The organism is Bartonella sp. TS25HLJMH (assembly GCF_042193505.1).
In the GTDB taxonomy this organism is placed as follows: domain Bacteria; phylum Pseudomonadota; class Alphaproteobacteria; order Rhizobiales; family Rhizobiaceae; genus Bartonella; species Bartonella grahamii.
Window position 1 is genome coordinate 46,930 of record NZ_JBHILV010000001.1, and the last position, 19,900, is coordinate 66,829.

At 38.2% G+C, this 19,900-nt stretch carries 16 protein-coding genes and 1 tRNA gene; 5 read left to right on the top strand and 12 right to left on the bottom strand.

Going from position 1 to position 19,900, the window contains the following annotated elements; translation table 11 throughout:
* Positions 1-360: 360 nt before the first annotated feature.
* The 3 genes from tsaD to ACFINF_RS00210 all read left to right on the top strand — a co-directional run bounded on the left by tsaD (position 361) and on the right by ACFINF_RS00210 (position 3,973).
* On the top strand, positions 361-1,455 hold the full coding sequence (gene tsaD / locus ACFINF_RS00200; RefSeq protein WP_375619139.1) for a tRNA (adenosine(37)-N6)-threonylcarbamoyltransferase complex transferase subunit TsaD: 1,095 nt from the start codon (positions 361-363) through the stop codon (positions 1,453-1,455).
* A gap of 599 nt (positions 1,456-2,054) precedes the next feature.
* Entirely contained in the window at positions 2,055-2,489 is a 435-nt protein-coding gene (locus ACFINF_RS00205) for an EVE domain-containing protein (protein WP_015857066.1), read from the top strand.
* Between the two features lie 803 nt (positions 2,490-3,292).
* Positions 3,293-3,973, top strand: coding sequence for a response regulator transcription factor (locus tag ACFINF_RS00210; RefSeq protein WP_375619141.1), 681 nt, complete (start codon positions 3,293-3,295; stop codon positions 3,971-3,973).
* Between the two features lie 144 nt (positions 3,974-4,117).
* Here the strand turns inward: ACFINF_RS00210 and ACFINF_RS00215 are convergent, their stop codons facing one another.
* The 5 genes from ACFINF_RS00215 to argH all read right to left on the bottom strand — a co-directional run bounded on the left by ACFINF_RS00215 (position 4,118) and on the right by argH (position 10,564).
* Positions 4,118-4,888, bottom strand: coding sequence for a class I SAM-dependent methyltransferase (locus tag ACFINF_RS00215; protein WP_273787593.1), 771 nt, complete (start codon positions 4,886-4,888; stop codon positions 4,118-4,120).
* A 222-nt stretch (positions 4,889-5,110) separates the two neighbouring features.
* Positions 5,111-7,540 carry a TIGR02302 family protein gene (locus ACFINF_RS00220; protein ID WP_375619142.1) on the bottom strand — a complete coding sequence of 810 codons (2,430 nt, stop codon included), beginning with the start codon at positions 7,538-7,540 and terminating at the stop codon, positions 5,111-5,113.
* A 108-nt stretch (positions 7,541-7,648) separates the two neighbouring features.
* Positions 7,649-8,923, bottom strand: a complete 1,275-nt coding sequence (gene lysA / locus ACFINF_RS00225) for a diaminopimelate decarboxylase (RefSeq protein ID WP_375619143.1) — start codon at positions 8,921-8,923, stop codon at positions 7,649-7,651.
* Between the two features lie 9 nt (positions 8,924-8,932).
* Positions 8,933-9,112, bottom strand: coding sequence for an LPS translocon maturation chaperone LptM (locus ACFINF_RS00230; RefSeq protein WP_375619144.1), 180 nt, complete (start codon positions 9,110-9,112; stop codon positions 8,933-8,935).
* 51 nt (positions 9,113-9,163) lie between these two features.
* Entirely contained in the window at positions 9,164-10,564 is a 1,401-nt protein-coding gene (gene argH, locus ACFINF_RS00235) for an argininosuccinate lyase (RefSeq protein WP_375619145.1), read from the bottom strand.
* Between the two features lie 32 nt (positions 10,565-10,596).
* Here argH and ACFINF_RS00240 point away from each other — a divergent pair, with 32 nt between their 5' ends.
* The gene (locus ACFINF_RS00240; protein ID WP_375619146.1) at positions 10,597-11,292 is read left to right on the top strand and encodes a TlpA disulfide reductase family protein; all 696 of its coding nucleotides are present in this window, start codon (positions 10,597-10,599) and stop codon (positions 11,290-11,292) included.
* A 1-nt stretch (position 11,293) separates the two neighbouring features.
* Here the strand turns inward: ACFINF_RS00240 and ACFINF_RS00245 are convergent, their stop codons facing one another.
* From ACFINF_RS00245 to ACFINF_RS00275, 7 genes are all read right to left on the bottom strand, one after another.
* Positions 11,294-11,770, bottom strand: coding sequence for a YaiI/YqxD family protein (locus ACFINF_RS00245; protein ID WP_375619301.1), 477 nt, complete (start codon positions 11,768-11,770; stop codon positions 11,294-11,296).
* Between the two features lie 31 nt (positions 11,771-11,801).
* Positions 11,802-12,656, bottom strand: coding sequence for a YihY/virulence factor BrkB family protein (locus ACFINF_RS00250; protein WP_375619147.1), 855 nt, complete (start codon positions 12,654-12,656; stop codon positions 11,802-11,804).
* 403 nt (positions 12,657-13,059) lie between these two features.
* Complete coding sequence (locus ACFINF_RS00255; RefSeq protein WP_375619148.1) at positions 13,060-13,989, bottom strand: prephenate/arogenate dehydrogenase family protein; 930 nt, start codon at positions 13,987-13,989, stop codon at positions 13,060-13,062.
* 1,852 nt (positions 13,990-15,841) lie between these two features.
* Positions 15,842-16,882: a DNA polymerase III subunit delta gene (gene holA, locus ACFINF_RS00260; RefSeq protein ID WP_375619149.1), complete on the bottom strand. Its 1,041-nt coding sequence runs from the start codon at positions 16,880-16,882 to the stop codon at positions 15,842-15,844.
* A 4-nt stretch (positions 16,883-16,886) separates the two neighbouring features.
* Positions 16,887-17,681, bottom strand: coding sequence for an ABC transporter ATP-binding protein (locus tag ACFINF_RS00265; RefSeq protein ID WP_375619150.1), 795 nt, complete (start codon positions 17,679-17,681; stop codon positions 16,887-16,889).
* Entirely contained in the window at positions 17,674-18,570 is an 897-nt protein-coding gene (locus ACFINF_RS00270; protein WP_375619151.1) for an ABC transporter permease, read from the bottom strand. Before ACFINF_RS00270 ends, ACFINF_RS00265 begins: the two co-directional genes overlap by 8 nt.
* 63 nt (positions 18,571-18,633) lie before the next feature.
* Positions 18,634-19,611 (bottom strand): ABC transporter substrate-binding protein, encoded by a 978-nt coding sequence (locus tag ACFINF_RS00275; protein WP_375619152.1) that lies wholly within the window; start codon positions 19,609-19,611, stop codon positions 18,634-18,636.
* Between the two features lie 185 nt (positions 19,612-19,796).
* Here ACFINF_RS00275 and ACFINF_RS00280 point away from each other — a divergent pair.
* Positions 19,797-19,871, top strand: a tRNA-Gly gene (locus ACFINF_RS00280).
* Positions 19,872-19,900: the final 29 nt, after the last annotated feature.

Below are 19,900 nucleotides of genomic sequence, written 5' to 3' on the forward strand. Positions count from 1 at the left end.
TTTTAATGATAAAATAATAAAATGAAAAAAGTTTTAAAAATGAAGCTTTTCTCAAATATCTTCATTTGCTTTACATTCTTTTTATAAAGAGTATAACTTTATAGAAATTTTCCAAATCTCATTTTTCTCAATAATATTTACAATTATAGAATTTAATAGACAAGTTTTAAAAAACACATTTGCGTTTTATACTCAAAAATACAGCTTTACTTTTTAATAAACAATATCATGAAATTCAAAGAAAATGCCAAAACACATATTTTTTCATAGAAAAATCAATTCTAAGAGAAACACTTTGCATCTTTTTCTGTTCATGATACGCACACAAGAAAGAAGCTTCAATATAAGGTTTTGTTTAAAATGCGTCTGCTGGGAATAGAAACAAGTTGTGATGAAACGGCAGCGGCTGTCGTTGAATATAACAATGAATCAAACAGCCGAATTCTTTCCAATGTTGTTTGGAGCCAAATTGATCACCATGCACCTTACGGCGGTGTTGTTCCTGAAATTGCTGCTCGTGCCCATATTGAAGTTCTTGATCATTTAATTCTGCAAGCACTAACAGAAGCTAACACAAAGTTAAAAAATATTGATGGCATTGCAGCCACCAGTGGACCAGGTTTGATAGGAGGATTGTTGGTAGGCGTTATGAGCGCAAAAGCACTCTCTCTTGCCACTGGCAAACCATTTATTGCGGTAAATCACTTAGAGGGACATGCTTTAACAGCTGTGTTAACGCACAACGTCAGCTTTCCTTATTTATTACTTTTAGTTTCAGGAGGTCATACACAAACAATCATTGTTCATGGAGTAGGCAACTACCAACGTTTAGGAACCACCATTGATGATGCATTAGGAGAAGCCTTTGATAAAACTGCAAAACTTTTAGGTCTTCCTTATCCTGGTGGACCAGCGCTTGAAAAAGCAGCTTTATTTGGTGATAAAAATCGCATCCCCCTTCCACGCCCTTTAAAAGGTGAAAAACGGTTAGATTTTTCTTTTTCAGGACTCAAAACTGCTGTTCGACAAGCCGCAACAGCCATAGCTCCTCTTACGGAAAATGATATTGCTGACATTGCCGCAAGTTTTCAAGCCGCCGTGACCGATACGCTACATGATCGTATTCACCTAGCCCTACAACACTTTACCCACCAATATCCTCTCTGTCATGATCAAGAAAGGCGTTCTCCTGCTTTAGTTGTCGCAGGCGGTGTTGCCGCAAACCAAGCCATTCGCTCTACATTGCAAGAACTTGCCCATCAACATGGTTTTGAATTTATAGCTCCTCCTCTTTCCTTGTGTACCGATAATGCTGCAATGATTGCTTTTGCCGGTGCACAAAAACTCGCACGAGGAGAAACAAGCTCTCTTGAGATTGCACCCCGCTCACGCTGGCCATTAGATGAAAAAGCCATGCCCTTGATCGGGATGGGACGCCGTGGAACAAAAGCATAATAAAACTGACGTCCCCCACACACATCTTAAAGAACGAAGATTTCTACTCAATCCAGTCTGTAGATAGTCCGAATTCCCTATCGACCGGAATCCACCTGCTTCCCACTCACACAATTCACTTAACCCAAAGCTTGACACGAAAACCTAAATATTCACCACACATTCTAAAAAATTTCATGTTTCAAAAAACTGCCTTATATCATTAGACTTCAAATAGCGGTATTTTACGGCATAATAAGATCTACTCCCTCCCACGAAGCATAGATATGAAAGCCATTCTTTGATCTCATCATCTTTGATCATCTATTCGTTTCATTGCCGTTGTAATCTTAAAGCTTTTTAGAATCAATTTTCTTAATTTTCTCCAAAAAACTCTTATAGTGACCGCATTTCAAACCATAGCTGAAAAGATAAGCAAAGAGCAAAATACCTTTATACAACATGAAATATCAATGGATCGCGTTTCTCTGCTACACGTTATTTTGAAACAAGAAAAAACAGATAATGCCCATTCTTTACCTCATTTTAAAAATCATCGTTGATGGTGTTACAAAAATGCACATGATGAATGCATAACAGTCTATGAAAAAGGAGAACTCATGGCTTATTGGCTTTTTAAATCTGAACCCCATAAATGGTCATGGGAGATGCAAAAGAAAAAAGGAGCTGATGGCGAACAATGGGATGGTGTACGCAATTATCAAGCCCGTAATAATATGCGCGCCATGAAATATGGCGATAAAGGTTTTTTTTATCACTCAAATAAAGGTTTAGAAATTGTAGGCATTGTAGAAATATGTGCTGAAGCACACCCTGATTCTACAAGCTCTGATCCACGCTGGGAATGTGTGGATATCCGTGCACTTTGTGACATGCCAACACCTGTTTCATTAAAACAAATTAAAGCCAATCCCAAACTAGCAAATATGGTACTGGTTAAAGCCAGCCGCTTATCAGTACAACCCGTGACAGAAGATGAATGGAAAGAAGTTTGTTTGATGGGCAACCTTAAGAGGGAAATGCTTGTATCTTAAAACAATAATTTTTATTCATTAACTCATATAAAAAGATGCTTCATAGCGTTGCACAAAAAATCTCTTTATGATGCATCTTTTCAGCATTGCTAAAGGAAAAGCTTACTCAACGATTATAATAAGCAACACCACGAACATCACACACAAAACCCCCTCGCACACAAATGCAACGAAAAAACAAAACTGAACGTGGATAAAAAACAATAAAAATGACCGTGAAATTCTCCTAAACAGTGGATATGTGTTAGGTGTTGCACAGTTCTCCTCATGCTTAAAATACGCTTAAAAACGCATCATATTGAGTGTTCATTGTTTTGCATGTGGATGAAAGCCCCTCATACCGCAGGATTCTCTCATTCCAAACCTGTTTATATTGAATCAATCAAAAGCTATTTTCTTGCACATTACAAGCGGGAAAAGTCCCGTATAGATAAAAAACGTGAAAGAAAGGACTAAAAATTCCTCTTATGAAGAGTCTAAAATGCCAAAAACTGTCCGCAACACCCACGAGCTGGCAAAGTGTATGATAGTGCCGACTTTGTTTCTCCATAAGCGTAAAGATGATAACACTCAATGGCTAAAACACGTTCTAAAGCATAAAAAACGCTTCCAACCAATACGTAAAACACTCTGCAGACGGAAATACCTTCTTTTCAGCAAGCAACCATAGAAATTATATAAAGTGTATTTTTTAGAAACGCGCTTTTTTAATTTTCCTCTTTTAATTTTTCTTGCATGAAATCTCATTTTTCACGAAACTACTCTTTACTAATCAGTGCATTAACATGCCTATAAGGAAAAACATGAACCACTATACTCTTTTAATTGTTGAAGACGACGATCTACGCCCCGTTTTAGTAGAACAATTGCAAATGCATCAAGAGTTTGAAATTTTCCAAGCAAAAACAGCAGAAGAGGGAATGAAAATAATCCAAGAAGAAAATATTGATCTTGCTATTTTGGGACTTGAACTTCCTGATCTTGATGGTTGCAAAGCCGTGAAACAATTACGCACCCAAGGATTTCGCGCCCCCATTATCATGATAACAAATTATGATACAGACTGCGATAATATTTTAGATCTTGAAACAGGCGCCAATGATTATGTAACAAAACCCTTTCGCTTTGCGGTGTTATTAGCGAGAATTCGAGCACAGTTGCGCCAATATGAACAAAATGAAGACGCAACCTTTCATATTGGCCCCTATACTTTTAAACTAAGACAAAAACTTCTTCTTGATCAATGCAACAATAAAATCTGTCTCACAGAAAAAGAAGCAGCAATTCTTAAATGTCTCTATTATGCCAATGATAAAATTGTCAGCCGTGAAACATTGTTAGAACAAGTTTGGGGTTATAATGAAAATATTGTCACCCATACTTTAGAAACCCATATCTATCGTTTGCGACAAAAAATCGAAAAAAATCCCTCCAATGCACAAATTCTCATGACAGATCAAAATGGTTATCGTTTAAATCTTTAATTCGAGATTTACTGTTTCAAAAATAATTTTAGTATCTTAAATAAAAACAAAAACGAGATGAAAAAAACCTTCACATATAATGTGCAAAAATTGAAATAAGAAAATCCTTCTATATTTGCGGTTCTTATGCCAATGGCAAAATGATTAATTATCTTTATAAATTAAAATATTTCTCACTTGTGGAGATAAAGCAGGAATAAAAACACGTCGCGATTGACGACGCTGTACCAGCAAACCCTGATAAACACGTTTTTGTGCCTGACACATTAAGAGTCCCCCAAAATAAGGCAAAAGATAGCGTGCAAATGGCTCATAAAAAAATGAGAACAACCGCGAAACATAACCCGTAGAGGGCATATAATGTACAATTTCTTGTATTGGCCCAGAAACAAAATTTGTTTTTTCGAACAAACGAGTAATTTGTTGCCGACTATAAGGCTCGCCATAACCAAAGGGCGTAGTAATATTGCGCGCCCAAAAGCCAGAGCGATTAGGTACAATAACGATCAAGTGGCCATTGGGTGCTAAAACACGCCATATTTCATTCAACGTTTCAAATGAATTTTCTGTGTATTCTAATGCATGTACTAATAAAATACAATCAACTGACGCATCAGGAAGCGGCAAATCTTCTTCAAAAACAAGCGCTGTAGCAACCTGTTCAGCACAAGGCCAGGGTGAAGCACCCTGGGAAGCTGGCATAAAAGCAAAACATTGTTGGGCACGCTCACGCAATGTAGAAAGATAAGGAAGCGCATAACCCAACCCCATAATTCGTTTATCCGTAAGATCAGGCCACCATAAATTCAATTGGTCACACAGCGTCTTTTGTACACGCAGCCCAAGTGCAGAAGCATAAAAATCTTTCAGCGTAACGATATCCAACTCAACATACCATGTAGAAACAAATTTCAAACATTACAGATTTTCATATACCCAACTTATATGGACTTCTGCTCTCTTTCCGCAATAGCGAACATTTCAATATTTCATATTTTAAACTTAAATGATCAAAAAATCAGTACAGCAAGATGATTATTGCGTCACAAGCGCTTTAATCATTTTCTTGAAGATGAGCCCCTTAGAGGTTCTTCGTACACTGTTTCTGACATCAATTAAGAAAAAAGCCAACACTGGTTAATTAAAATGAAGCAATCTTTCAAGATAGTTTTTTTCTTCTTCTGGAATATGCTCTTTACCAAGACGTTTGCGAATTTCATCCAAAATCTGCCGCGTACGCATTTGATCACTTTCTTGCAGTAGTGCCTCACCTTCTTGTTCTTCATCTGTTTTTGAAGAAAGTGGACGTCCTAACGGATCTTTAGGACCAGAATCAGCATTTTGATCATTTCCCGTTTCTTTGAGTGTTTTGCGCATTTTTTTCAAAACATTCTGTGCACCTTGCCTCAAAGATTCCAAAGCATCAGACTGATTTTGTATAGATACCTGATGATTTCCATTATCAAGAGCATTTTCCGCAGAATTCATTTTTTCTTCTGCTCTTTTCAATGCACCCCCTGTTTCAAATCCTTGTTCTGATAATTCTTTTTCTAATGTTGATAATTCAGACTGCAATTCAGCTTGACGTTTTTTTAAAGATTTTTTCTGTGTTTCCGGCACATTTTCTCCGCGTTTTTGTTCCATCTCTAACTGATATGTTTCATTGAGAATTTCTTGTTGACGACGCATTAAATCTCCAAGCTGGTCCATCTTTTCTTTCATTTGTGCAGATTGGCTTTTTTCTCCCTCATTTTGATTGCCTTTTTGCACATGCAAATGATCAAGCGTTTGTTCAACTTCCGCTAAGAGTTGTTCAGCTGCTAAAGAAGAGCCCGTTTTAGCCATTTCCTCAATTAAATTTAGCTTTTCTTGTAATGTAGCTTCAGAAAGATTGGGGCTTTTTGAGCTTTTAGAATTTTTAGAAACTTGACTATCTGGTGCTTTTTCAGCCAAAGCACGAATATACTCATCCATAGCTTGACGTAAATCTGACATAAGCCGTTCAATTTCTGCCGCTGAAGCACCGTAACGCAATGCATCACGTAAAGCAGCTTGTGCTTGTTTTAAATTTTTTTGCACGGATTCAAGCTGATTATCTTCAATACCCAAAGCAATTTGCCATAAATAATCCACCACACCACGCAAATCCTCTTCTGTTTGCGCTAAAGAAAGTCTTGTCCACGCACTTTGTAGAACAAGAAAATGCTTCAAATTTTGCAAACCTTTTTCTGGACGCACAAGCAAAGCAGAAAGCATATCCAATACACGCTCTCTCGCAGAAGCGTCAAGCGCTAATAAACGACGCAATTCACTCACCGCACGCGCAACAGGATTTGAAAAAACGTGTTGCGGTAATGTCATAACAAAAGTTTTGCTACGCCCTTTCTGCCCGGCACCATCTTCTGCCACCAAAGTAATTTTGACTTGCGAACCTGCCCATGGATGCGCTGATATATCTTGCACCATCCGCATTTTCCCCTTTCCACCACGCGGAAGAAGAAGCTCTATTTCCGGAGCATTATAAAGAGAAGAAGCACTTTTGTTCTGAGAAAGAAAATGCTCTATTTCAACAAAAGCCTTTGTCACACCATAATCATCATCCACCACATATCGTAACTCTAACGATCCCGTTAAAATCCGCCCTGGTTTTTCCAGCCAATGAATTGTCGGAAGCGTGTCCTTGATCATCTGCAAATGCCACTGCTGTTTTTTACGACGTGATGATACAAATAAATTCATTGAATGCTTTAAATGTGTTTCAAAATGAGCGATTGGATCATTCAAAGCTGTTTGTTCCGTTTTCTCTGAAAACGAAACTTCCCTCCCATCTTCTACAGACTTTGCTTTTACTGTAACGCCAGCCCCATTGACAACACGCACAACAACATTACTCCCTTCAGGGATTTCTAGTTGTGTTTTCTCATCTTTTGTCAAATAAATCGGTGCCACACCGGTATAAGCAGGTGGTGTTACCCAAGCATCAATCCGCATGAATTTTTCATCAACAACAGGACGAAAATCAAAGGCATCGGCCAAACGCCCCCCTTGTGAACCAAAAGAAAAACTAAAAGAGCACACAAAAAGAAGAACACACAAAGCCCTCAAAGCCAAAGGATCATAATTCGCACTATTAAGAGAGATAAATCCTGTTTTTAAATGGTATAATTGTTTTGCCATTCGACGTTTATGTTCACGCCAAATAACAGCACTAAAATCTTCATCATTTTCAGAACATAAACGATCTGTCTGAGTATTCAAAGGCTGGTGTCTAAGATCATTGACGCGTTCAAGACGGCAATTCACTTCCCTTATTGTGGGAAAACGAAAACGAATAAGAAAAAATAAACTCGCCCCAGCACAAACAAGTATAACCCCAAGTAAGAGCAAATGTGACCAATAGCCCAAAATACCAAAAAGTCCCAACCAGCTAAACGAACAAAAGAGACTAACAACGAGGAAAAATGGCAACAACCGTACCCACATCCGTTCAAATGAAAGGATTACCCACATCAAAATGCGCACACCCAAAAGCTTCATTGCAAAGCCTTTGATGTTTTTATTTTTCATAAACAAGCATTTATCCCCTTTTATCGTGGTGCATTAAGATCATAAACCCCATACAAGACAATTTCTAGAAGTTTCATCAAAGTTTAGTAAAAATAAGACCAAAAACACTTAAGAATGCTCAACCCAATCAGGAATATGATCACATCCCATCAATTGAGCATAATCAAGACGTGGACGAATAACCGCATAACACGTATCTTGAACGAGAACTTCTGGGACCAAAAGTCGGCTATTATAAGTACTCGCCATCACAGCACCATAAGCTCCAGCTTGCGTAATTGCTAAAAGATCACCAGGTGCCAAAATCGGCAAGTAACGATCTAATGCTAAATAATCGCCAGTCTCACAAACAGAACCAACAATATCTGCACGAATAAAAGGAGCGTCTTTTGCTACTTTTTTCACAAGGACGACATTCTGCCAAGCATCATAAAGCGTTGGACGCATCAGATCATTCATCGCCGCATCTACAATAACAAAATTCCTCCCTTGTCCCTTTTTTAAATAGAGAACAGATGTCATCAGTACACCAGCTTGCCCCACAATACTCCGCCCCGGCTCCACAACAATATTAATCCCCAAAGGAGCAATATATTTCTTTACCAGCGCAGCATAATCAAAAGGAGAAGGTACAGTATGTTGTTCACAACCATAGGCAATACCAAGCCCACCACCGATATCTATATGCGTTATTGCATAGCCATCACTCCACAATTGACGCACACAATCTGCAATAAGAAAGAATGCCTCTTCAAATGGCTTTAAGTCACAAATCTGACTGCCAATATGCATATCAATACCGCAAACCTGCAATCCAGGTAAAGAGTCCGCTTTTTTATAAGCCTCTCTTGCCAACAACAATGGAATACCAAATTTATTTTCAGATTTTCCTGTTGTAATTTTCTTATGAGTCTTTGCATCAACATCTGGATTAATGCGCAATGAAACACGTGCTATCTTTGAAAGCGCAACAGCACGTTGAGATAACTGTTCAAGTTCCGGCTCTGATTCAACGTTAAAACAATAAATATCCTGAGCAAGAGCAAAATCTATCTCTCTCATGGTTTTACCAACACCAGAATAAACAATACGATGTGCCGGAATACCAACAGCAAGGGCGCGCCGTAATTCCCCTTCTGAGACCACATCAGCTCCCGCTCCATTGTTCGCTAAAAGCCGTAAAACTGCTTGATTAGAATTGGCTTTAACCGCATAAGCAAGCAGACTAGGAATCCCTTGAAATGCCTTTTTATAGTCTTTAAAACGTGTAACCAATGCATTCGCGGAATAACAATAAAAAGGAGTCCCCACCTCCTGCGCAAGAACAGCAAGTGAACAACCCTCAGCATGAAGCATACCCTGATGGTAAGAGAAAAAATCCACACTTTCCTCCTACTTTATCAAACGATCAAGAATAAAAGGTTTATCATCTTCACTTTGAGTAACAGATGTTCCTTGCACAGACTTTTCCACACTTGTAAGAGGCATTTCCAATGACCCTTTACGCCCACACCCAGTGACACAAACGCCTCCTAAAAGGACAATCATCAACCCCTTTAATATAATTTTCATCTGTCCTCTTTCCTCATCTCGATCTCTTTTTTACCTTTAAAATACAATCACTCAAGCGCTCACAAGACGCTTTTTCCAATACGCAATTTGCCGAAGAACCTCTGAAGGTGCTGTTCCCCCAAAGCTTTTGCGACTTTCAACAGATTTTTCAACGGTCAAAACATCAAAAAGTGTCGCATTGATATTAGGACAAATTGCTTGAAGTTCATCTAATGATAAATCCTGAAGGCGACACTGTTTTTTTTCTGCCAATGCCACAGCACACCCTGTGATATGATGTGCTTCGCGAAAAGGAATCCCTGATTCGCGTACAAGCCAATCAGCAAAATCTGTAGCTGTTGCATAGCCAGAATCAGCGACTTGTTTCATAGCTTCTTTATTAACTTTCAAATCAGCAATCATCCCTGTCATTGCTGCTAGTGATAATTCCAAACTCAAAGCCCCATCAAACACATATTCTTTATCTTCTTGCATATCCTTTGAATAAGCAAGGGGTAACCCTTTCATCACCGTTAACAGCCCCATCAATGCGCCATTCAACCGTCCTACTTTAGCCCGCACAAGTTCGGCAGCATCAGGATTTCTCTTTTGCGGCATAATAGAGGAACCCGTTGAAAAAGCATCTGATAAACGAATAAAATAAAACTGTTCACTTGACCAAAGAATTATTTCTTCTGCTAAACGTGAAAGATGTGTTGCACAAAGAGCGCCAGCGCTTAAAAATTCCAATGCAAAATCACGATCCGAAACACTATCAATCGAATTGCGTGTAGGTTCTCGAAAGCCTAGCGCTTTTGCTGTCATAAAACGGTCAATTGGAAAGCCTGTCCCCGCTAAAGCAGCCGCCCCTAAAGGCGATTCATTCATGCGCTCAATGGCATCACGCATCCGCGATAAATCTCGACCAAACATTTCAACATAAGCCATCATATAATGGCCAAATGTTAACGGTTGAGCCAATTGTAAATGCGTAAAGCCTGGCATAAAGGTATCAACATGTTGTTCTGCTCGAATAAGTAATTGCTCTATCAATCCTTTTAAAGCTTGTGCTATCTTTTGCGTTGCTTCACGCACCCACAAGCGAAAATCAACAGCAACTTGATCATTGCGTGAACGCGCCGTATGCAAACGCCCTGCGACAGGACCAATCAATTCGCTCAACCGCGCTTCAATATTCATATGAATATCTTCAAGCTTTCGTGAAAAAACAAATTTACCGTCTTCAATTTCTTGGCGAATAAGTTTCAAACCATGAACAATTTTTTTATAATCTGATTGTGAAATGATTTTCGTTTGCGCTAACATAGCCGCATGAGAAAGGGAACCTTCAATATCTTGTCGATAAAGTTTTTGATCAAAATCAATTGAGGCATTAATTTCTTCCATAATTGCAGAAGGACCTGCCGCAAACCGCCCACCCCACATTTGGTTCTTTAACTTCTCGTCTGTCATATTCTGATAACACCCATACAAAGGACAAAATTATGATTTCTCAAATTTTCATCAGCGAAAAAAACAATAAAAAAAGGCAATTCTTCCTTGCATTCTTTATCATTGCATTGAGTTTATACGCAACCATAAACTACGATAACAAAAGAGAGTTTTTCCTTTTCAATTTCATTTCAGCAGCAAAAGCACAAAAAATAAACATTGACAAAACACGAGCAGAAAAAACGATGGCGATCCGAAAAGCAGCAAAAGGCTTTTTTAGCCACATACGATTTGCTGATACGCCCTCAGATATGAAGAAACTCTCTTTCAAGGATATTCAAGGAAAAGAGCACACACTCAGCGAATTTACTGGAAAACCGATGCTGGTCAATCTATGGGCTAGTTGGTGTGCACCTTGCCGCACAGAAATGCCAGAACTTGCGCAATTAAAACATGAATTAGGTGGAGAAAACTTTGATGTCATAGCTATTAATATCGATAAAACTGCTTCTCCTGAAAAAATTCAGCAATTTTTACAGAATATTCATGCGGATAATTTGCTTTACTATCGCGATGAAACAATGGATATTTTCAACAATGTTAGAAAACAGGGGCTTGCTTTAGGACTCCCCATTACATTTCTCATCGATAAAGGGGGATATCTCATTGCTTCCTTCAATGGTGCAGCTCCATGGGCCAATGACGATGCCAAAGCACTTATAAAAGCTATTATAAAAGAAGCTCTATAACCTAATAACCGCACCGTTTTAAACGTTGTATAACGAGATCCAATGCTGATAAAAAAGCAGAACGGTCTTTACGACAAAAAGAGCGGGGACCACCTGTTATACTGCCCTGTCCCCGCAAATCTTCCATCAAATTGCGCATCGCCAAAGCTTGACCAATTGAATTTACATCAAAAATACGCCCCGTTGGCGAAAGACAAAAACCCCCAGCTTGCACAACCCGTGCTGCTAAAGGAATATCACTGGTAATAACAATACTTGCCTCATGCACATGTTCTACGATCCAATCATCAGCACAATTGAATTCACCAGCAACGACCACTCTTTCAATGAGTGCTTCATCTGGAAGGGACAAAAAACGATTTGCCACAACAAATGTCTTAAGCTGATAACGATTCATCACACGATAAACTTCATCTTTTACAGGACAAGCATCCGCATCAATCAACAAAGTGATAGCAGGCTTTATTGGGATATTCATACCTTGGCTTTCACGCAATAGTTAAGTTCTTTCATTCATCTGAATGTTGCAAATGCTTGCGATAAAACATTATCGCCGCGTTTATTTCTCCTCCCAAAATAAAAATAGCACTCAATATGTAAAGAAAAATAATAGCAACCATAATAGATGCTAACCCTGCATAGGTAGAAATATAATCAAACATTGTTAAATATTGAGCAAAAGCAATTGAAGCCATAAACCATACAAACATTGTCAGTACAATTCCTGGTAAAATATCTATAAACTTCCGCCGCTCTGCTGGTAGCCATTTATGAACAATCAAAAGGCTTACGAAGAGAACAACCGCTGCGATTATGTAACGCCATAGACGAATGAAACCGATATATTCTGTAATGAAAAAAGAATGATTTTGCATAATCTTGATAAGCAGAGGTGTTAAAATCAACAAAACGCTGATCACAATAAGACCAATAGCTCCAAGAATCACAAAAAACAAACTTTGAAAACGACAAAACAACAAGCTACGCCGATCAACAACACGATAAGCTCTATTTAAAGCTGTACGTAACGCTTCTATCCCATTAGAGGCAAAATAAGCCGCCCCAATGACAGAAACTGTCAACACTCCTCCCCGCTGTATGGTTAAAACATTGATAATTTCCTGAGATAAAGGCTCTGCAATGACATCTGGTAATAACTGCACCAAAGCTTTGATTTTTTGCGGTGTATATGTAAAAGCACCAAGAAAACTGGCAAGAGAAGTTCCAAAAATAAAAAAAGGGAAAAATGCTAAAAGCCCAGAGAGCGCGACATGGCTTGCAAAAGCACTCCCGTTATCACGCCAATAATGGCTTACTGCATCAACAAGGATACGATAGCTATACCAAAAGATATTTCTTAACAAATCTCAATACTTTCTGGTAAAACTCTTCCTCTGTCTATTTCAAGCTTTATAAAAATCATCAAAACTCTGCAAACAAACATTTCCCAATTTTGCAATATAAAGGGCAATAATCAATACGGTCAAGCCTGACTTTATACTAAAACTCAAACTCACTATATGAAATTCTACAGCGACTTCATTTTTTTGTCTCTTCTATAGATCCGTAACCTCTTCTGTACATCACATGCCCTATAGAAAGCTAAGCACGATAATCTTGCACACATAAAACCTTTTGAAGTCATGGTTATCTGTATAAAAGCAATCTCCACTCTTTTTTATTGTAATTTATGACTGAATAGAGAAAAAACTTCTTATCGATTTCTAGAAAAAACCAATGAAATTCAACAAAAAATCTTGCTTTTACTCACCCTTTTTTAGAAACACTCTGACGTCCAAAATCAGGAGCATCAATTTCCTGTCCAGCATCAATAATATTGCGACGTACAGCACGCGTACGTGTAAAAAAGTTAAACAATGTCTCACCATCTCCTAAACGAATTGCCTGCTCTAAAAAAGCAAGCCCCTCACTAAAACGGCTCAACATTTCTAAAATAGCATCCTTATTATGCAAACAAATATCACGCCACATAACAGGATCAGAAGATGCTAAACGCGTGAAATCACGAAAACCGGAAGCGGAATAAGCAATGACTTCTGAATTTGTCACTTTTTCTAAATCACTCGCTGTCCCGACAGTATTATAAGCAATCAAATGCGGCAAATGCGAAACAATAGCCAAAACAAGATCATGGTGTTTAGGATCCATCTTTTCGACACGCGCACCACAAGCTTCCCAAAACGCTGTTAATTGTGCGACAGCAGTAGCATCACTCTCAGCAAAAGGCGTTAAAATACACCAACGATTCATAAATAAATCAGCAAAACCAGCATCCGGTCCTGAATATTCTGTTCCAGCAATTGGATGCCCTGGAATAAAATGAACCGTTTTTGGCAACAAAGGTGCCATTTCCGCAATAACCAACGCTTTCGTAGAACCAACATCACTCACAATCGCTCTAGGTTTTAAATGATCACGAATGTTTTTTGCTACTTCTGCACTAGCCCCAACAGGAACAGAAATAATAATCAAATCTGCTCCTTCAACAGCTTTTGCATTATCTGTCGTATAAAAGTCCCCAAGCTCCAATTCACGCGCTCTTTTCAGAGTTTCTGAACGACGCGTTGCAATAGAAATCTGAGCCGCAAGATTTTTCTTTTTAATAACTCTTGCTAAAGAAGATCCAATCAGACCGATTCCAATGAGTGCTATTTTTTCAAATTGAATATGGGGCATCTTTCACCTTCAAAGATTCTTTGCAAATGGCAATAAAGAATAACGCAGTTTACCAATCATCACCTGCACAAGCTGACAACAGATCCTTTTACATAGAAAACACATAAAAAATAAATGACGAGAAATCTAACATCACGCTCTAAAACTCCCACTTAGTTACTGATCAAAGCGCATCACTGAAACAAAAATTAAATGCACTCTCAATTAAGATAACAGCGACTCTACATAAAATCTCATCAGTTTACTTTATCTTACTAAATTACTCACAAAAAACACATCAAAAGCGTAAGCAGACACCAACTCTTTCCCAATTATCCCGATACGTTCATTAATTTGTACATTAGACCTATATAAGAACGTATTACGCCTCTACCTACAACATCAACACAAGTTTTGTGAATATTGAAAACACCGTAAAACAACGCATACAAAAAATACCATTAAAAACATTTTCCTCTCCCGATTCCTGATACCGTAAATTAAATAAATATGAGAAAAACACGCCCTCTCAATAAAGAAAAAGCTTGATAACAAAACACCAAACATCCCTTTAATGGAGTCACACGCCTCACGTAAAACAAAACGCCTTAACAGAATAGATTTGGATTACAAATTCATGCGTTTGTTTTAAAAAGACATCTCTCCCCCCAGCCTATCTCACGACAGTGTTCGTAAATATTATAACTATAAATCCATTAAGCACGACCATCTTCACACTTAATAAAACACTATCATTATATATCCCTACCCCCAAATGTTGCAAAAACCCTTGGAATTTGAGAGCATTTATAAGAGGCATTTTTAGTGCTTTCTTGCACAGTTTTTATCCACACGCCCCCCACTTATGACGTGCAAAAAACATCGTTTTGATTGATTCAATATGAAAAATGATGAGTTATTAATAATAAACAATGGCTTGCTCTGTTTATGAGACACCTTCATTGCTAAGATAATCATCTCTGTATCAAACATAAAAGTCTCCCCATAGGTACTGTCGTTTTCATCATAATCTATTTTTATTTTCTCCTCATCCCACGAAGATTCTTAATTCATACCGATCTGCAAACAATTCATTTTCTTGTCTAAAAGGTTCCACTGATTCACTATTTTAAGTGATTAAATTAATCTATAATATATTGATTTATAAATATAATAATTGTTTTTCAATTATGAATCATAACTTCAAGTACGGTAAAATTCTTCCATCACAAATCCTCTTATCAATTAAAATCTCGTGTCTGCACGTCACAAGAAGACATGTGAGAAAAAAATGATGCAAAACGCTTTCTAATGCCAAAAACTGTAGCAAATTAGAGACTAGACAAATATATGATGTTGCTCTGGCTTGCACTTTTATTAAGCGTAAAGATAGAGATGCTCTATGGATTTTATATTCTTCACGTAGCACTTTACCATTATACCATTCACAAAAGCCGTCGCGAAATAGATATGACGCGCATTGAGAAATATTGCTAAGAAAGCGTATAAATGTGTCTTCTGTTGTTTGAGATGCTCTGTTTTGCCTGAAGGGTGTTACCCCATTAAGGCACTACACACCAGCCTAATATTCACCACATACTCACACAAAAACACCGAATGCATAAAATTTACCTGAGCTCTATATCACGAACCAACAGTGTTTTACGACACAACAAGATAATAAAACGGTGTAAAAACTGCCTTTCGAAGATAAATAATTTTTCTGAAGAAAAATTTCTATAAAACTTTCAAGCTCTTCAAGAGCATCCTCAAAACCACAACTAACCTCTACTTGATAACACAACAGTTTTAATTGCTGAAAATACCTCTTTGCCATATTAAAAAAATAAAAAATCATCATATTTCTAAACTGTTAAGCTACTATCTGGCGTCGTGCAATAATTGTAAGCCCTAACAAAACTTGACGAATGATAGCTTCACCCAAAAGTGGATTTTTACGACTGTCTAAAACAGCACTCTGAATTCTTTCCATTGCATAGGAAATCTGTTCTAACTTCCAATATTTTAAAGCTTTTTCAACTGTCTTTTTCCGTTGAAAAAAAATGGGAGGCCGTGCTTGAGAAACCACCGTAAAAGGCGATTTTCCTTCAACCTCTACTTGATAACGCAATAGCTGTAATTGCTGAAAATGCCTTTGTGCTGTACTCAAAATAAAAAAAAGCGCCCCATGCAATGCCGCATGTCGGTTAAAATGCACTTCAAAGCCTGATATATCGCCCAATAAAAGAGCATCAATGACTTCATCTTGAGAAAGAGCACTGACATCGCTTACAACAGCTTTCACATCTTCAAGAGTAATATGAACATTTGCAGCGTAAAGACAAAGCTTTTCTAATTCACTTCGTGATACAAGGCGATCCGCCCCTAAACTTTCATGCAACCATCTACGTGCATCCAAAGAAAGAGTCTTCTTAAACTGCCCTAAAACCTCATCAATCAAACCGTCAAGAGAACGCATATCATCTGCAAAACAGGGCAAAGCCATTGCTTTTGACGCCGTTTCAACAGCATTGCGCAACCCTGTTCCTTTTTTTAAATCCCCTGATTCAATGAGAATAAAACAGGCTTCTGGTGGCTTCTCAATTAAAAGTTTTAAGGCAGAAAGAAAACCTTTTTGGTTAGCAGCATTAGCGATCCATATCAAACGATCTCCCCCAAAAAGCGATAACGTACGCGCTTCATTTTCCAAACGTGCAGGATCTTTATCAATTTCAGCAGCATCTAAACGAATTGTCGAAAATGGATCTTCTATTGCTACCTTTGTAAGTTTTGCAAAACATTGTGCACGCTCACAAACAAGACCACGATCTGGCCCATAAATGAGAACAATAGGAAAAGCACGTGAAAAACGCGTTAAAAACTGATCAACTTCATGTGCTTTTTTCTGAACCACATTATTAATCCATTAACAGTTCATCATCATCAAGAACTTCCCCGCGAACTTTCTGAAACATGCCAATTAAATCATTGACATCCAAGCCCTTACGCTCTTCATGACAGACATCCAAAATCACTTTTCCACCATGCAACATCAAGGTGCGATCGCCATAATCAAGAGCCTGACGCATAGAATGAGTCACCATAATAGTCGTTAACTTTTTATCTTTAACGATTTTTTCAGTCAACCGCATCACAAAATCAGCCATTCCAGGATCAAGCGCTGAGGTATGTTCATCAAGCAATAAAACATCCGCATGAGCTAATGTTGCCATCACAAGGCAAACAGCTTGGCGTTGCCCACCTGATAAACTGTCCATGGGATTATGAATATATGCTTCAAGACCAATGCCTAATTGAGCAATTTTTTGTCGAAAAAATTGCCGTTTCACATGGTTTAAAGCCGAACGCAAACCACGACGACTTCCTCGAAGAGCAGCAAGAGCCAAATTTTCTTCAATTGTTAAAGAACCACAACTGCCTATCAAAGAATCTTGAAAAACACAAGCAACCTTTCCAGCGCGTTCACTGACTGATTGCCTAGAAACATTTTGCCCATTGATAACTACTTTCCCTGTTGAGGGAAGCGTTGCACCCGCTAAAACACTGAGCAAAGTTGATTTACCAGCGCCATTTGAACCGATAACCGTAACAAAACTACCCTGATCAATTTTAAGGTTAATATCAATTAAAGCCTGTTTTTCCAAAGGTGTTTGTGGTTTAAATGTAACCCCAACATGAGAAAACTCAATCACGTTTACGCCTCCTCCAATAGCGTGGCACAATAAGGGTTAAAATAACCAACAGTGAAGTAATCAACTGAAGGTCTGTCGACGTATCAATACCAATTCCATGTGCTTCAAATGCAAATTGCACCGCCACACGATAAAGCACAGACCCCACAATACAGCTGACTATAATCCAAAAAATATTACGCGTACGAAATAAAGTTTCACCAATAATCACAGCTGCCAACCCAAAAACAATTGTTCCAATTCCACCGGTAATATCCGTTGCAATCGCAGTTTGAATATAAAGAGAACCACCAAGTGCAACACAGGCATTTGAAAGCCCCATACCAAAATAAATTAACGCCGACGTATGAACTCCTTGAGCTGTAGCCATCCGTGGATTAGCTCCCATTGCACGCATAGCAAGACCTATTTCACTTTCCAAAAAACGCCAAATCAAAAACGCCACAACCAGCAATACAGTACCAATGAAAAGAGGACGCACAAAAATATCAGACAAACCAAACAGATTATAAAAGGGCGTTAACGCCGTATCAGCAAGCGCTAAATTAACATTAGATCCTCCCATAATTCCCATAATACGAAGATTAACCGTATAGAGCGCTGACATTGTTAAAATAGAAGCCAAAAGATTCAAAATACCAAAACGCAAATTCAACATAGCTGTTAATAAACCAGCTACCATGCCTGCACAAAAAGCACATGCCATAGCTGCCCATGCATTAAAACCTAAAAGAATCAAGACACCACAGACACAAGACCCAAGAAGAAATGAGCCATCAACTGTTAAATCAGGAAAGTCCAAAACGCGAAAAGAGAGATAAACCCCTATAGCCACAAACGCATAAATAAGACCTAATTCCACAGCGCCAGAAAACGCAAATATATTCATGTAAAGACAATCCCCATGAAAACTTAACGTATTTTATTGTATCAACACCCTATCTAATGAACGTCATTGAATCACTTTTGTCGCACGATCAATAACTGCCTGCGGAATAACAATCCCCGCTTTTTCTGCTGCTTTCATATCAATTCGAATGTCATTATTAGCCGCCTGCACAACATCAATATCACCAGGCTTTTCACCCTTTAGAATACGCACAACCAACTTCCCAGCATCAACCCCTACATCATAGAAATTCACACCTTGCGTCATAAAAGGACCGCGTCCAATAGAATTAGCATCAACAGTAAATATAGGAACATTTGCTTCCTGTGTAACCTTTACTGCACCCTCTAAAACAGAAAGAACCGTATTATCAGCAGGAATAAAAATGATATCTACCTTACCAATTAAAGCCCGTGTTGCTGCCTGAACATCTGAAGGCTTTGGTGCTGATGAAGGAATGATTTCAATTCCAACTTTTTTTGCCGCATCCTTTAACACCTTAAGTGTTGAAACAGAGTTTGCTTCAGAAGCATTATAAAGATAACCAATTTTTTTCAAATCTGGTTTTACTTCTTGTAAAAGTTTAACACTTTCTGCAACATCTATACGATCAGAACTTCCCGTCATATTACCGCCAGGTTTGGTAAGCGAAGAAACGATTTTAGCTCCTATAGGATCAGAAATCGCCGCAAAAACGATAGGAATTGTTTTTGTTGCCGCAAGCATTGTTTGTGCTGAAGGCGTGGTAATTGCTACAATAACATCAGGTTTATCACCAACAAATTTACGTGCAATTTGCGTCGCTGTTGAAATATTGCCTTGCGCTGATAAAAAGGTGAGTTGAAAATTTTTACCTTGCTTATAACCATTTTCTGCAAGAACATCTTCCACACCTTTACGAACTGCATCCGCAGCAGGATGGACCATAATTTGTGTTAGTGCAACTTTAATGTGTTTAACTTGGTCATCCGCTTTTGCAACACTGTTCATCATAAAAACAGCTACAATGATAATCCCTAATATATTTATTCTCTTCAACATTACACTCCACCCCTCTCTATGCAAAATTAAAAAAAGAATAATCTATTACTGAAGAATCTTCTAAAATCAATCTTTATTTCAATTTATTAAAACATGGACAAAATAAATCAAACTAAAATGATATTTTTTTGTTGCAATTCGTAGAAGCCTACGCCATACAGGCAAGATATATATCGAATCGGTAAGCGGGTGTAGCTCAGGGGTAGAGCACAACCTTGCCAAGGTTGGGGTCGTGGGTTCGAATCCCATCGCCCGCTCCATTGAATTTTGTATTTATTCGTTCTTGCGT